The 15146-nt window shown below is 47.7% G+C and carries 8 protein-coding genes; 7 read left to right on the forward strand and 1 reads right to left on the reverse strand.

Annotated elements, in window-relative coordinates; genetic code table 11:
• The first annotated feature begins 380 nt into the window (after nt 1-380).
• On the forward strand, nt 381-2060 hold the full coding sequence (nadB, locus tag ACR6Z4_RS03610; protein ID WP_479715852.1) for an L-aspartate oxidase: 1680 nt from the start codon (nt 381-383) through the stop codon (nt 2058-2060).
• Between the two features lie 107 nt (nt 2061-2167).
• Here nadB and ACR6Z4_RS03615 read toward each other — a convergent pair whose 3' ends face one another.
• On the reverse strand, nt 2168-3262 hold the full coding sequence (locus ACR6Z4_RS03615; RefSeq protein WP_479715853.1) for an ABC transporter ATP-binding protein: 1095 nt from the start codon (nt 3260-3262) through the stop codon (nt 2168-2170).
• Nucleotides 3263-3482: 220 nt separating this feature from the next.
• On the opposite strand from ACR6Z4_RS03615, the gene ACR6Z4_RS03620 reads away from it, so the two are divergent.
• The 6 genes from ACR6Z4_RS03620 (at nt 3483) to ACR6Z4_RS03645 (ending at nt 14951) form a co-directional block, all read left to right on the forward strand.
• A complete protein-coding gene (locus tag ACR6Z4_RS03620; protein WP_479715854.1) occupies nt 3483-7658 on the forward strand; it encodes a response regulator in 4176 nt (1391 codons plus the stop codon).
• A 311-nt stretch (nt 7659-7969) separates the two neighbouring features.
• On the forward strand, nt 7970-9118 hold the full coding sequence (locus ACR6Z4_RS03625; RefSeq protein WP_479715855.1) for a SpoIIE family protein phosphatase: 1149 nt from the start codon (nt 7970-7972) through the stop codon (nt 9116-9118).
• A 264-nt stretch (nt 9119-9382) separates the two neighbouring features.
• The gene (locus ACR6Z4_RS03630) at nt 9383-11497 is read left to right on the forward strand and encodes an S-layer homology domain-containing protein (RefSeq protein ID WP_479715856.1); all 2115 of its coding nucleotides are present in this window, start codon (nt 9383-9385) and stop codon (nt 11495-11497) included.
• A 434-nt stretch (nt 11498-11931) separates the two neighbouring features.
• Nucleotides 11932-12921 (forward strand): hormogonium polysaccharide biosynthesis glycosyltransferase HpsE, encoded by a 990-nt coding sequence (gene hpsE, locus ACR6Z4_RS03635; RefSeq protein ID WP_479715958.1) that lies wholly within the window; start codon nt 11932-11934, stop codon nt 12919-12921.
• Nucleotides 12922-12959: 38 nt separating this feature from the next.
• Complete coding sequence (gene hpsE / locus ACR6Z4_RS03640) at nt 12960-13970, forward strand: hormogonium polysaccharide biosynthesis glycosyltransferase HpsE (RefSeq protein WP_479715857.1); 1011 nt, start codon at nt 12960-12962, stop codon at nt 13968-13970.
• Nucleotides 13971-13976: 6 nt separating this feature from the next.
• Nucleotides 13977-14951: a glycosyltransferase gene (locus ACR6Z4_RS03645; RefSeq protein WP_479715858.1), complete on the forward strand. Its 975-nt coding sequence runs from the start codon at nt 13977-13979 to the stop codon at nt 14949-14951.
• The last annotated feature ends 195 nt before the right edge of the window (nt 14952-15146 follow it).

Here is a 15146-nt window from a genome sequence, read left to right on the forward strand (position 1 = left end):
TAGATGGAGTTTTTTTGACCGAAACGCTCCATCTGCAAAATTGAAAGAGGGATTAATTACATATTGGATTTGAAACCACTGGCGATCGCTAGTGGTTTTACGTCAATTATTTGCATTTGGCATTGGCTGAATCAACGTGTGAGTTTAGCCGTTTGAGTTTAGCGTGCTTCATTGCCTGTAAAACACGCTCAAACATTAAACTCAAATCCCAATTTAGTAACACTAGTACAGCAAAACGAACGTTTTGTCAGGGGTGAAGGGGTGGAATCCCTTCTTGGGGGCTTCGCCCCCAACCCCCATGTTGCAAAATTTGGTGTTTGCAACACTAGTGTAGTTTCTTTAGAAGAAACACTGGAATTTCAGTAAAGACCGGAAAAATTGTGTCGAAACCTGACCTGCCCAACTATTTCGACGTTTTAATTGTGGGAGGTGGCGCTGCCGGACTGTATGCCGCTTTGTGCTTACCCAGCCATTTAACAGTGGGCTTGATTACTAAAGACACGCTCTCCCTGTCAGCTAGCGACTGGGCGCAAGGTGGAATTGCAGCGGCGATCGCCCCTGATGACTCTCCTACCCTGCACTTAGACGACACACTGAAGGCTGGGGCAGGGTTGTGTGAACTGGATGCCGTCGATCTGCTGGTACGGGAAGCCCCACAATGCGTACAATCGTTAGTGACCATGGGGGTCGAGTTTGATCGACACGGCAAAGATTTAGCATTAACTTTGGAAGCGGCACATTCCCGTCGGCGCGTATTACACGCCGCAGATACTACCGGACGGGCAATTGTCACCACCTTGATTGCTCAAGTCTTTAATCGCAAAAATATTCAAGTCATTGCTCAAGCCTTTGCTTTAGATCTATGGCTATCGCCAGACCAAACAGAATGCCTGGGGATCAGTTTATTTTTTCAGGGCAAACTACTCTGGCTCAGAGCGGGAGCAACCGTATTGGCGACCGGCGGCGGCGGACAGGTATTTGCCCACACTACCAACCCGGCACCCAGTACAGGGGATGGCGTGGCGATCGCATGGCGAGCGGGGGCACAACTAAGAGATTTAGAATTTGTCCAGTTTCATCCCACGGCGTTGTTTAAACCCGGTGCACCTCGCTTTTTAATCAGTGAAGCTGTTCGAGGAGAAGGCGCGCATTTAGTGGATGCAGACGGGCATCGCTTTGCTTTTGATTATCATCCCGATGGCGAATTGGCTCCCAGAGATATCGTCAGTCGTGCGATTTATAGCCACTTACAAAAAACAACCGCTGATCCAGCCACTGCCCATGTCTGGTTAGATCTACGCCCCATTCCGCCTGACCGGATTCAATATCGCTTTCCCAATATCATCCAGGTTTGCCAGCAATGGGGCATTGATGTATTTCGCGAACCGATTCCCGTTGCTCCGGCTGCCCACTATTGGATGGGTGGAATTGTCACCAATCCCACAAGCCAAACCTCGATTCCCAACCTATACGCCCTTGGGGAAACTGCAAATACAGGGGTTCATGGAGCCAACCGTTTAGCCAGCAATTCCTTACTAGAGTGTCTGGTGTACGGTGCACAGTTAAGGCATCTTAAATTGCCAGATGTTGCCGCTCACTTGGTTGATAACAAGCATTTAGATGCGTCGGCAACAGACAACACCCCGTCTTTGCCACCCGATAGTTTTGCGGAAGATTTAAGCCAGATTAAAATTTTGTCTCAAGAGTTACCTCGGCTCGTCTGGCAAAGTGCAGGAATTTGTCGTGAACAGCGATCGCTTGACGAGGCGATCGCCCAAGTCAAAACCTGGCGCACCTGGTTCGACCACTTACCCCTGAGCCAGTTTTTTCTCACCTTGCCCCCCCCTCAGTCCCTGGAAACCCAATCATGTCTGCAAGAGTCAGATTTAAGACTGTGGGGAGAAATCCGCAACTTATTAGATGTTGCCTATCTCATTTTACAAAGCGCTGCCTTCAGAACCGAAAGCAGAGGCGGGCATTATCGATCAGACTATCCTCAAACCGATCCAAATTGGCAAGTCCATACCCTGGTACAAGGCTCGACCTGGTCAAAATCTTGATCATGGTTGTGGTTCAAATTGGTATGTAATGGCTGTGCCAAGCTCACTGCGTGAGCTTGGCACAGCCATTACATACCGATCTGGAAGATCACAGATACTGACCGCTTCTAGCTCAATCGTTTTCCGGTTTCTGGATCAAACACAAACAACCGATCGCCATCCAAATACAGCAAAAGGCGATCGCCTATTTGGGGACGAATCTGGGGAGCCACCTGAAAATGAATCTCCGTTGAGGTTTCTTGAGATGAGTTGAGTAAAACAGCTCTGACCAACGTCTCTCGTCCCAAGGGTTCCACAACCGTCACGGCTACAGCCAAATGTGCCTTCCTGGGGTCATCCGTAAGCTGAATATGTTCGGGACGAATTCCTAAATTAACAGCAGTTCCACCCGATCGATCGATCGCTTTAGGTAGGCGATCGCCCCAGCGAAAATTCTGTGCCCCAACCCTATAGGTTTCACCATCCCAGATAGCAGGCAAAATATTCATCGGCGGACTTCCCAAAAAAGTTGCCACCATTTGATTGAGCGGTTCCGCATAAATCTGTTGCGGATCGCCAATTTGCTGCACTTGCCCGCGATTGAGCACCACAATTTGATCGGCAAGGGTCATGGCTTCGACCTGGTCGTGGGTAACATAGATCGTGGTGATCCCAAACTTATGATGCAATTGCTTGAGTTCAGCACGCGTATCGTCGCGCAACTGAGCATCTAAATTAGACAACGGTTCATCCAGCAAAAAAACCTGTGGCTGACGGGCGATCGCCCGACCCAATGCCACTCGTTGTTGTTGTCCCCCCGAAAGTTGCTTTGGCTTGCGGTCTAACAAATGAGCAATATCAAGCGATGCCGCCACTTCTTCAACTCGGGTTTGAATCGTCTTGCGATCGCTGCCTCGCATTTTTAAGCCAAAGGATAAATTATCCGCAACCGTCATATGGGGATAAAGGGCATAGTTTTGAAACACCATTGCCACATCGCGATCGCGTGCCAACACGCCGTTAACTAAGCGATCACCGATATAAAGATTACCGGAGGTGGCTGTTTCTAAACCTGCGATTGTACGTAAGATTGTCGATTTGCCACAGCCCGAAGGACCCACCAATACCCAAAAATCGCCATCGGGCACCTCAAAGGTAATGTCTTCAATTGCAGTAGCCGCATTAAATCGGCGAGAAATATTCTCTAAACAAACTCTTGCCACAGTTCAGCACATTCACCCAAATTGCCATACTTCCAATTGTGACAGTTTAACGCCTTTCCTCGCCGTACTTTTACTCAGGGTTATCGGGTCAAGGTATGAACTTCAAGAAATTTCGGCGTTATCCCCAAGTCTTTACCGCCCGTTAAAGTGATAGCTTACAATTCCTACCCAAACGACAACGCAATCTCCTGAGGCACTTCCCTGAGGAAAATGAAGAGCTATGATTCCAGCCCCAGAACCCACTAACGAGACGACAAGACTCAACGTCCTTTACCAATGCAATATCTTAGATACACCTGCGGAAAAGGCATTTGATGATATTACACGTCTGGCTAGCTACCTTTGCCAAACGCCGATTGCACTGATTAGTTTAGTCGATCGCGATCGCCAATGGTTCAAATCAAAAGTGGGGTTAGAGGTTCAGCAAACACCCCGCGATCTGGCATTTTGTTCCCATGCCCTGCTTAGTTCAGAACCTTTGATTATTCCCGACGCCTTACAAGACAAGCGGTTTGCCGACAATCCTCTGGTGGCATCCTCTCCTTTTATCCGGTTTTATGCTGGCATTCCTTTAACCACCCCTGACGGCTACACGCTGGGCACGTTGTGTACGATTGACTATGTTCCTCGCCAACTCAGCCCTGAGCAAATAGACGCCCTCAAAACGTTGGCACAGCAGATTATTAGATTGCTCGATCTACGCCGTAACCTGGCAAATCTACAACGCACTAGCATCGAGCAAAAATCACCCGGAAAACGGCATAAAGGTTTCTTAACGAAGGTCGCACTTGGGTTTGGCGGCGCTGCGGCTATTTTATTGGCAACAGGTGTGGTTTCGTATCAGGGAATCAAAAATCTCACCCATTCTGCCGAACAGCTTGCCTTACAGCATCACACCTTAGATCAGCTACACACCATGCTGGAACAGTTCAGCAGTATGGAACTGAGCCAACAGCGCTACATTTTATCGGGCGATCAAAAAGATTTGCAACCTTACAGAGTTGCGATTGAAGAGATTAATCAGACACTTAAAGAATTACAACAAAGTTCCCAACACACACCGCAGCAAAACGCCCAGTTGGATGCCTTACATCGAGCGATCGCCACCGAACAAGCGAATGCTGAGTTCCTGATTTCACTCAGACGACAGCAAGGACTAGAAGCCTCACGGCAACTTTATTTAGATCGCAATCACTCCACCCTGAAAGATGAAATTCAGCTCGCCATCACCCACCTTGAAACGGAGGAGGCAGCAAACTTAAACAATTGGTCAGAAAAAGTTACTCAAGTGGCTCAAACGACCCTGCGGAACTCATTCGGTGGGGTTGCCCTCGATCTAACGGTCTTAATCCTGGTGTTTGGCTTAATTTATAGTGAAATTGGCAAACGGTATCGCACCGAAAAGAGCCTAAAACGGGAACGCGACTTTACCAGCACGGTGGTTGACACCGTCGAATCTCTGGTCATGGTGGTTGATCATCAAGGGCGCATTGTCCGATTTAACCGCAGTTGTGAACAAACGACGGGCTACACCTTTGATCAGGTCTGTAACAAACAGTTCTGGGATCTATTTTTGCCAGCTGAAGACATTAAAGTAGCCCAAGCAAAATTTGCAAATTTACAAATTCGCGACTTTCCCAATAGCTATGAGGGCTACTGGATCACCCGTTCTGGAGACTATCGGCTGATTTCCTGGTCGAGTAAGGCGCTGACCGATGCCGAAGAACAGGTGGAATATATCATCAGCACAGGCATTGATATTACCGAGCAAAAGCAAGCAGAAGAGGCGCTGAAACGCCAGAATATGCGATCGCATCTATTTTCTGCGATTACGTTGCGCATTCGCCAATCTCTCGATCTACAAGAGATCCTGACAACAACGGTCGCTGAAGTGCGCGACTTCCTTCACACCGATCGCGTTGTCATCTATCAATTTCATCCAGACTGGAGTGGGCATATAGCAGTCGAATCGGTTGAACCGAACTGGACTTCTTCGTTGGGCATTAAGATCGAAGACACCTGCTTTATAAATGGGAATTGGCAGGAATACTATCAAGGGCGTCTGTTAGTAGTAGATGATGTGGAGAAATCTGACCTAACGGACTGCCATAAACAGTTGCTTGCCCAGTTTGAAGTCAAAGCCAATCTGGTCGTTCCCATCATTGAGAGCGATCGCCTGTGGGGCTTATTAATTGCCCATCAATGTTCTCAACCTCGCCATTGGCAACCCTTTGAGGTTGAATTACTCAGCCAACTGGCAAATCAGGTAGGCATTGCCATTGCTCAATCGGCTTTATTGGAACGAGAAACCAAACAACGACACCGACTAATCCGGCAACGACAACGACTGGTGCAGCAAAACGTTGCCCTCAAGCAAACCCAAATTGCAGCCGAAAAAGCGCGCAAAACTGCTGAAGAAGCAACCCGGATGAAAAGTGTGTTTCTGGCAACCATGAGCCATGAAATTCGCACACCCATGAATGCGGTTATTGGCATGGCAGGGTTATTGCGCGATACCCAACTTACACCCCAACAGCAAGACTTTGCTGAAATTATTCGCACCAGCGGCGATAGCCTACTAACGCTGATCAATGACATTCTCGACTTTTCTAAGCTCGAAGCAAATGAAGTGGAGTTAGAAGTGCTCGACTTCAACGTCATTACCTGTGCCGAAGAAGTCGTTGATCTGCTTGCCACCACAAGCTTTGCCAAGGGCTTAGATCTAGCAACACTGATCCATCCCAATGTTCCCAGATATTTAAGAGGCGACGTCAGCCGCCTGCGGCAGGTATTAACCAATCTGGTCAGCAATGCGATCAAATTCACGCACACCGGCGAAGTGGTCATTGATATTTCGTTGGTAGAAGAAACAGACACCTCTGCCACCCTCCAGTTTTCAGTCAACGACACAGGCATCGGCATTCCATCGGACGCTCGTCAGAAGCTGTTTCAACCCTTCTCTCAAGTAGATGCCTCCACCACCCGCAAATATGGCGGTACAGGTTTGGGACTTGTGATTTGTAAACAGATTGTCGAATGTATGGGTGGCAGCATCGATGTTATCAGCGAACCGGGTAAAGGGTCACAATTTTGGTTTAAGCTCCCATTTGAAAAACAGCGAGAGCCGGTCGATACTAACAGCGTTGAAACACGAGATGCCGCTGTGCTCAAGGGCTTAAAACTTTTAGTGGTCGATGATAATGCAACGAATCGAAAAATCATTTACTACCAGGTTTCGGGCTGGGGCATTGAGGTTGAGCAAGCCAGCGATGCAGCAGAAGCATTAGCAATGTTACAGGCGAGAGCAAGACAGGGACAGCCCTACGATCTAGCGATTTTAGATATGCATATGCCTGAGGTAGATGGCGAAATGCTGGGTCAGCAAATATCGGCAGATCCACTCCTGTCGTCAACCAAATTGATTATGCTGACCTCGCTAAATCAACAAAAAACGACTCAGCAACTCGTAGAGATGGGATTTTCAGCCTATCTGGTCAAACCCGTCAAGCAAAATCGGTTATTCGATTGTCTGTTACACGTAATGAATCAACAGACCTCGTTGGCGGTCACGGGGAATTTGTCCACGAATGGCGTCGTTCCTCTAGATGCGTCGGACAATTTAGACCCTGGTAAATTAAAAATTTTGCTGGCAGAAGATAGCCCGATCAATCAAAAAGTAGCGCTTAACCAATTATGGAATTTGGGATACGACGCCGATGTCGTGGCGAATGGGCAAGAAGTTTTGGATTTAATGCAAAAAATCAACTATGACTTAGTGTTGATGGATTGCCAAATGCCTGTGATGGATGGGTATACAGCAACGCAGCAAATCCGCCAATTAGAAGCAGGACAAAAGCATACCGTAATCATTGCGATGACAGCCAATGCGATGAAAGAAGATCGAGAGAAATGTTTGCAGGTTGGTATGGATGATTATCTTAGTAAACCCGTTCAAAAAAATCATCTGGCAGAAAAATTATCGTATTGGAATTGGATTATCCAAACCCAAGTGCCTGACCCATTAGCCGATGCATCACAAAACTTATTATCTGAGCAACAGATTTCTTTTGAACTACCTTTAATTGATTGGAACTATCTCCATGAAATTTCGGGTGGCAATCAGCAGTTTGAAGCAGATCTATTACATACCCTAGTTGCTGAAATACCTGCTAAAATCAGAAATTTAAAGCTCGCGATCGCAGCTCAAAACTATCACAATATTATTCGAGAAGCTCATTACATTAGAGGTTCTAGCGTCAGCATGGGTGCCGCTACTATGGCGGAATTGGCAGCTCGGATCGAGCAGCAAGCTTTGTCTAATGAACTGGAATCTATGGATTATTTGGTGCTAAGACTTGAGAAAGCTTTTAGCGAAGTTTGTACTCTTGTGACATAAACACAACACAATTTAAGCAACGTTACATTCATAGAAAATCGCGTCAACCATCAGAATCCTGTATAACTTGTGAGATAAGCATTTCAGGATTTTGGATCAGGGTTTCAACAATGAGTTTTAATAGGCTGGTTTCAATATTTTTGGGACGATGTGCATCTATCGCGATCGCAACTTAGCCAACAGATAGCAGCCGAAAGGACTGGTTAGGAACAGGGGCGTGGGGGCTGTGCCCCCGGACGGGGATAGAACTCCTGCACCCCTTTCTAATTAATCCTTCAACTGCTATGGAGTCTTCTTGAACTTTATTATTTATGGCTCATATTTTAGTGATTGATGATGATCCAATTATCCAATTAGTGTTAAAAAAAACACTCCAAGATCAGGGCTATGAGGTGAGTGTTGCTCCCAGTGGTGAAGAGGGTCTGACTCAGATTCAAAAAATACATCCATCCCTCATTATTTGTGATTGGTTGATGTCAGGAATCGATGGCTTAGACGTTTGTCGTCACGTCAAATCCGATCCAGATTTCGCCAATATCTTTTTTATTCTATTGACATCACGCACCAGCGTAGAAGATAAGGTGCAAGGCTTAGATCGGGGTGCTGATGACTTCCTTTCAAAACCGATCGAAGTTAATGAATTAAGAGCCAGAGTTCGAGCTGGATTGCGGCTCTGCAAAGCCAATCAAGACTTACAAAAAATATCTCAAGATTTAAAAGCACAGACTCAAGTTTTAGAGGCAGAGTTAGCGGAAGCCGCCGACTATGCCAAATCAATTCTTCCGGCTCCGATGCAGGGTGAAATCTCTATCGACTCTCGATTTTTACCCTCGCGTCAATTGGGCGGAGATTGCTTTGATTATTATTGGTTGGATGCCGATCATTTGGTCATCTATTTATTAGATATGTCAGGGCATGGGTTAGGTGCCGCACTGCCATCTATTTCGATCCAAACCTTATTGCGATCGCAGTCCTTACCCGATGTTAGTTTCTATCAGCCTGGTTCCGTTCTCAAGGCGCTAAATGAAGCATTTCAAATGACCCAAAAGAGCGATCGCTATTTTACGATTTGGTATGGTGTTTATAACCGCTCTAACCAACAATTGACCTATGCCAGTGCAGGGCATCCACCAGGTATTTTAATTACCGACGGTTCCATTCAACAATTAAAAACACCCGGCTTACCCATCGGTATGTTTTTAGAAGCCAAGTATTCGCCTAGTGTTTGTCAAATTCCTCCCTCCAGTACGCTGTATGTTTTTAGCGACGGATTGTACGAAATTGAACAAGCCAATGGCACCGTATGGACGATTGATGGCTTTATTCAACTATTAGCCAAACAAAATCACTGCCATGACGAAAATCTAGATCGCATTGTCCAAGCAGTGCGCACACTGCAAGGCTCAGACACATTTGTGGATGATTGTTCTTTGTTAAAAGTTCAATTCAACGTCAACTAGTGGTCTGTCCATTAAAAATTGACGGTTGAAATGGGTGATGTGCCGCGCTTCGCGCGGCACATCACCCGTCAGAAAATACTTGACACCGCACTCGTGTTGCAAACACGAAATTTTGCAACATGGGGGTTTGGGGGCTGCGCCCCCACGCAGGGGTTTCACCCCTGCACCCCGCTGTAAAACTTTTAATTGGATCTACTAGACCTCTTTCTCTGCCCGTTAAAAAATGCTAAAGATTGTGCAGACCTGATCAGCAGCCAACCGTCCATGCCTGGTATCCGCATCACCTCGTCTACCGTCAATTCAAACCCACGCCTGTTTTCAGATATCGATGACCATTGGGCAAAACACTGTATTGAAGAACTTGCCAGCCAAGATCTGGTAACAGGTGATCCGGACGGTCACTTTCGACCCGATGCCCCAATTACGCGGGCTGAGTTTGCTGTCTTGATGTATTGGCTGTTTCCCAAGGCTCTGCCGGTACGGGAGACTGCCAGTTTTAGTGATGTGCCGCCAACCCATTGGGCAAACAAAGTAGTGCAGTGGGTGTCTGAGCGGGGGTTATTTTCTGGATACCCTGACCAAAGTTTTCGCCCCGATGCGTCTATTTCGCGTGCCGATGCTATAGCCGTTGTGGTCAAAGGCTTGAATTACGTGGTGCCGCTCCAGTTTCAGCGGATTTTGGCACAGTATTTTGATGATGCGGCTGATATTCCTGCCTATGCCAAAGGGGCGATCGCTACGGCAGCCCTGTCCAGTCTGGTGGTCAACTATCCCGATGTGCGTAAGCTCCGACCTCGACAACCCATGACCCGAGGTGAGGTTGCCGCGTTAGTATGCCAAACTTTAGGGCGAACAGAAGGTGTACCCGCCTGGTATGTCACCTGGTCGAGCCAGCTCAAAGATATTCAAACAGAGACCGTCATTCCTTTAGAGCAAATCCGTGGCAATCCCACCTTAGTCAGAGAAATTCAGACCCGTCTCTATGCCCTGCGGTTGCATCCCGGTGACGAGGCGATCAATGGCATCTACAGTCCGCAAACCGAAGCTGCCTTAATCGAACTCTGCCAAATTTTAGAATTGCCCAATCGCTACACCTATGCCCTGGATCAGCCGCTTGCCCAAACGCTGCTTGCGATTAACCCAATTGAGTTTGTCCTGACCCAGGCGGGCGATCGCGAACGGGTATTTAATGAATATTTGCGCCATGAGGTCGGCTATGACTCATCCAAACTGGCGTTTTTAGACAAAGGCATTCAAACGTCGCCCTATCAATCTGAAATCAAAAACTATCCCACCTATCTCGCTCAAAAACTCACAGACCAGGCGATCGCCGTATCCACTGCCTCTACCATTCAACATGGATTGGATCAAGCCGTCAGCTTCAAACCCTTTCCCAAACGCGGGAGCCTACCGCAAATTGATGCATCGGGGCTTGCCTTTTTACATGCCGATGTGCAGCAAGCGTGTGTTTGTGTGAGCAACGTTGCAGATGGGCAACTCAAAGCCCGCTGGCTGGGCAAAGAGGGGTTAGCCAATGTCGAACTGTGGAGTGCGACCAAATTCATTCCTCTGCTCAATATTGTCTCTAAGGTCAACACCACCTTTGCTGCCGCTGATATTGATAACGAACTCATTCGCCCCGGTCGAAGCAGTAAAGGCTTCAGCTTTTACGACCTGGCAGTAGACATGATCAACTACAAATCTGCCATTGGTAGCTCTAATTCTCTGGCGGCAATGTTTAAGCAGTTCGAGACGCCGCAGAATTTAGAGAATTGGGTAAAAAATATTACCGGAAATACCCAATTGCAATTTCGCGGTCGCTACGGTGAGGGTGCCTTTATTCAAGTACCGCAACTGTGGGATCAGCGGTTACAAAAAGTCGTCTTGAGTGGGGCATCGGGTGGCTATGGCGGCAGCAATGCCGTTTCTACATACGACTTAACTCGACTGATCACCATGCTGGGGCTACATCCTCATCTGCCAATGGAGGCACGATTGCCCGGAGCGCAGTGGAATAGCCTCGAAAGTGTCATCAGGGCGATGGGGGCAGACTCGGCGCGTTATGTAGACGTGGCACTAGAGCGCTTGGGATTAAACGATGTTTTAGAAGCGCCGGTGATTATTTCTAAATTAGGGTTTGGTCGCAGTGGCATCCGCAACCGAACAGAGTTGGTCTACTCTGTCTTTGTTCGCTTTGTTGACAAGCATCGAGCGGCACTATCGGGGCAACCCCAAGCCGCTGAGGTAAGGCTGATCGGCATGACATTGCTGGTGGCGAAAAATTTGGGGAATGGCGATCGCGAAGCCATTGAACTCGACGCCAGAATGGCAGCTGAAGTGACCGAGATTTTGCGGAGATTTGTCTTAGGAACCCTGTAGCTTTTTTTGCGTCTGCATGGTGGGCAGTCACTTTCGTAGATTGACGCTATAGCAATTCTTAATGGCGTGAAGTCCAGGTTATGGCGAGAGCCACGCGGATCGTGGCTCTCACCATAACCGTAATCCATTCGGGTGCGAAGCGTTGTCTATAGCACTGTGCAGGTTGATTCAGTCCGGGGTTGTGGGGTGCGGAGCGCCCCACAACCCCGTTTCTGTACTGAACGAACTTGGACACCGCTATATCGTCAATACCAGGGATTTTACGAGGATTCATACGGAGTAACTTTATTACACCAAATTTTCAAACCCGTATTTGTACGTATTTGCTCTATCATTACTCTTAATACTGAGCCAACTTTATCCGAATTTTCTAGGACGCCAGAGCAATTTTGGCAGGATAGGCTGTAAGCTGCACCTCTTGTGAGGCTTTATCAATCATGAGTGATTTTACGGTAGCAATTCCTACCTATAACGGCGAGCATCGCCTTCCCGAGGTACTGGATCACCTGCGATCGCAAATCAATCTAGAACAATTACGCGTAGAGATCATTGTTGTCGATAACAACAGTAACGACGGCACAGCCGCCGTTGTGGCACGCTATCAACGCGATTTTCCTTTCCCTCTGCGATATTGTTTGGAAACCAAGCAAGGAGCTGCCTTTGCCCGTCAGCGTTCGGTAGAAGACGCCACGAGTGAACTCATCGGCTTTTTGGACGATGACAATATTCCTGCGAACGATTGGATCGCCCAGGCATATCGATTTGCCCAGCAACATCCCCAAGCCGGAGCCTGGGGTAGCCAAATTCATGGCGATTTTGAAACACCTCCCCCTGCCCACTTCAAACGAATTTTGCCATTTCTGGCAATCACCGAACGAGGTTCTCAACCCAGGCTTTATTTAACCAGTCAACGCATCTTGCCGCCCTCCGCCGGACTGGTCATTCGACGACAGGCCTGGCTCAACAGTGTGCCTGAGAAACCTGTCTTGTCGGGTCGGGTCGAAGGCAGTATGTTAACCGGCGAAGATTTAGAAGCGATCGCCCATCTGCAACGAGCGGGCTGGGAAATCTGGTATAACCCAGCGATGGCTTTAAGCCACAAAATTCCTCACTGGCGCTTAACCCGCGAATATCTATTGCCCTTCTTTCAAGGGGTTGGGCTGAGCCGTCATGTGATTCGCATGTTGAGGGTTGAACCCTGGCAACGGCCGCTGATGCTGCTGGCATATATGGCTAATGATCTGCGCAAAATTGTGTTGCACCTGGTCAAACATCGATTTAACGTCACCACCGACATCGTAGTCGCGTGCGAGATGCAACTGTTTGTCAGCAGTCTGATCAGTCCTTTTTATCTCTACACAAAAGGTTATTTAAAGGAGCCTCAGCCCCGTTCTGCTAATTCTATCGAAGTCAAGTCTGCGTAGGATGGAGAACGATACCTCTGAGTTAACACGATATTGCAATGACCATTGACTTTACCGTCGTGATACCGGCTTACAACGGGGCTGAGCGATTACCTCTGGTGCTAGATAAGTTGCGATCGCAGCTCAACCCCAGCCAAATTCGCTGGGAAGTCATTCTTGTTGACAACAACAGCAGCGATAACACTGCCGAATTGGTTCAACAATGGCAGACCCAATGGCAGGATGAGGTGCCGTTGCGATATAGCTTTGAGCCTCGCCAGGGGATTGCATTTGCCCGTCAACGGGGGGTCGAAGAGGCGCAGGGCACTTACATCGGGTTTTTGGATGACGATAATTTCCCAGCAGCAGACTGGGTCAGTCAGGCGTATCTGTTTGGGCAAAACTATCCCCAAGTCGGTGCGTACGGCAGCCAGATTCAAGCCGATCTAGAAGGTGAACCCCCAGAACATTTTGAAAAAGTTCAATCGTTTCTGGTCATTCGCAACTACAGCAAAACACCCAAGCCCTATGAACCTGAAAAACTTAGACTGCCTGCCGGAGCCGGACTGGTGGTTCGCAAACAGGCTTGGTTGGAAAGCGTACCCAACCAGTTAGTCCGAACAGGACAAGGTGGTGACGACTATGAAATTTCTCTGCGTATGCATAATCACGGGTGGGAGATTTGGCATAACCCAGCCATGAAAATTTCTCATCGCATCCCCGCATGGCGCATGGAAAAACAATATCTCTGTAAGCTTGCCCATCTCTATGGTCTTTGTACCTGCGATTTGTTGATGATTACGGTCAAACCCTGGTGGCGACCTTTCATTTGGTTTAAAAGTCTATTGGGAAGTCTCCGTCGAGTAGTGATACATCAATTGAGATATCATCAGCAAATAAAGACGGATCTCGGTCTTGCCTGCGAAATGGCATTTTTCATAGGCGGACTGATTAGTCCTTTTTATTACCTTAAAAAGCAACTCCTCAAGCCAATTTCTAGCTTTTTTAGCCAAGCTTCTCCGTTACAAGCCGACTCATCTTCTAACCCCCAACAAAAATCACGCGACTAAACCCCAATGCCCCTGATCTCGGTTATCATCCCGCTCTACAACAGCGAAAAAACGGTTCAGCAAACCATTGAATCTGTCCTCAATCAGACGTTTACGGATTTCGAACTGATTGTCATCGACGATGGCTCTACGGATGCCTCGTTGAAAGCTGTTTGTGCGATCGCAGACCCCAGGCTGAACGTTTTTTCCTATGCCAATGCAGGAGCTTCTGCAGCTCGAAATCGCGGCTTTTCTCACTCAACAGGCGAGTTTGTCGCGTTTTTGGATGCGGATGATTTATGGACTCCAGATAAATTAGCGGAGCAGTTAGCAGCCTTACAAGCCAACCCGGAAGCAGCCCTTGCCTATAGTTGGACAACCTATATCAATGAATCTGGGCAATTTATCTATTCGGGGCATCGAGTCACCATTAGCGATCGCGAAGCTGCCTACAACCAACTTTTAATCTTTAACTTTTTAGAAAATGGCTCTAACCCGTTAATTCGGCGTTCTGCCTTTGTCGAAATTGGCGGATTTGATGAATCTCTTAAAGGTAGTCAGGATCAAGATTTATATTTGCGTTTAGCCACCCATTATGACTTTGTAGCGGTTCCCAAGCAGCATATTCTATATCGGATGTCGTCCCAATCCATTTCTGCCAACATCGCTCGCCAGGAAACTCAATGTCTACAGTTTCTTGACCGGGCATATGCACAAGCCCCTGCCTCTGTTCAACATCTCAGACAACAAAGTCTGGCACATCTCTACAAATATCTGATGTTTAGAGGCTTAGAAGGGCAACTGACGCCGCTCAAAAGCCTTAAGGTGGCACGGCTGTTTTATTACGCGATTCACTACAATCCTGACTTAATCAAACAACACAAGCGGTTAATGTTGATTGTCTCCCTCAAAATTTTGGCGGGCATTTTGATTCCATTCCCCCAGATCCGCAACTTATGGACAAAATCTAAAACATCCCGGCTACAAACCCTGAAGGGATAAGAGACTAAAGATTGTAACGCGTCACAACTGGATAAATGACGTACAAGTTATTGAGAGAGCCGCGCTCCGCGCGGCTCTCTCAATAACTTGTACGTCACGTCTACGTCACACCATTGAGAATTGCCATAGTTTTGTGGTGGCGCGGCTTCGCCGCGCCACCGCAAAACCAGGAGTGTATTAAACCGCAGATTCCTC

This window comes from Calyptranema fuscum S582, from assembly GCF_055793305.1.

Bases quoted from the DNA above. Each gene is read 5' to 3' on its own strand.
- ACR6Z4_RS03620 (WP_479715854.1), top strand. From the start codon at position 3,483: ATGATTCCAGCCCCAGAACCCACTAACGAGACGACAAGACTCAACGTC.
- ACR6Z4_RS03645 (WP_479715858.1), top strand. From the start codon at position 13,977: ATGCCCCTGATCTCGGTTATCATCCCGCTCTACAACAGCGAAAAAACG.
- ACR6Z4_RS03625 (WP_479715855.1), top strand. From the start codon at position 7,970: ATGGCTCATATTTTAGTGATTGATGATGATCCAATTATCCAATTAGTG.
- ACR6Z4_RS03630 (WP_479715856.1), top strand. From the start codon at position 9,383: ATGCCTGGTATCCGCATCACCTCGTCTACCGTCAATTCAAACCCACGC.
- hpsE (WP_479715857.1), top strand. From the start codon at position 12,960: ATGACCATTGACTTTACCGTCGTGATACCGGCTTACAACGGGGCTGAG.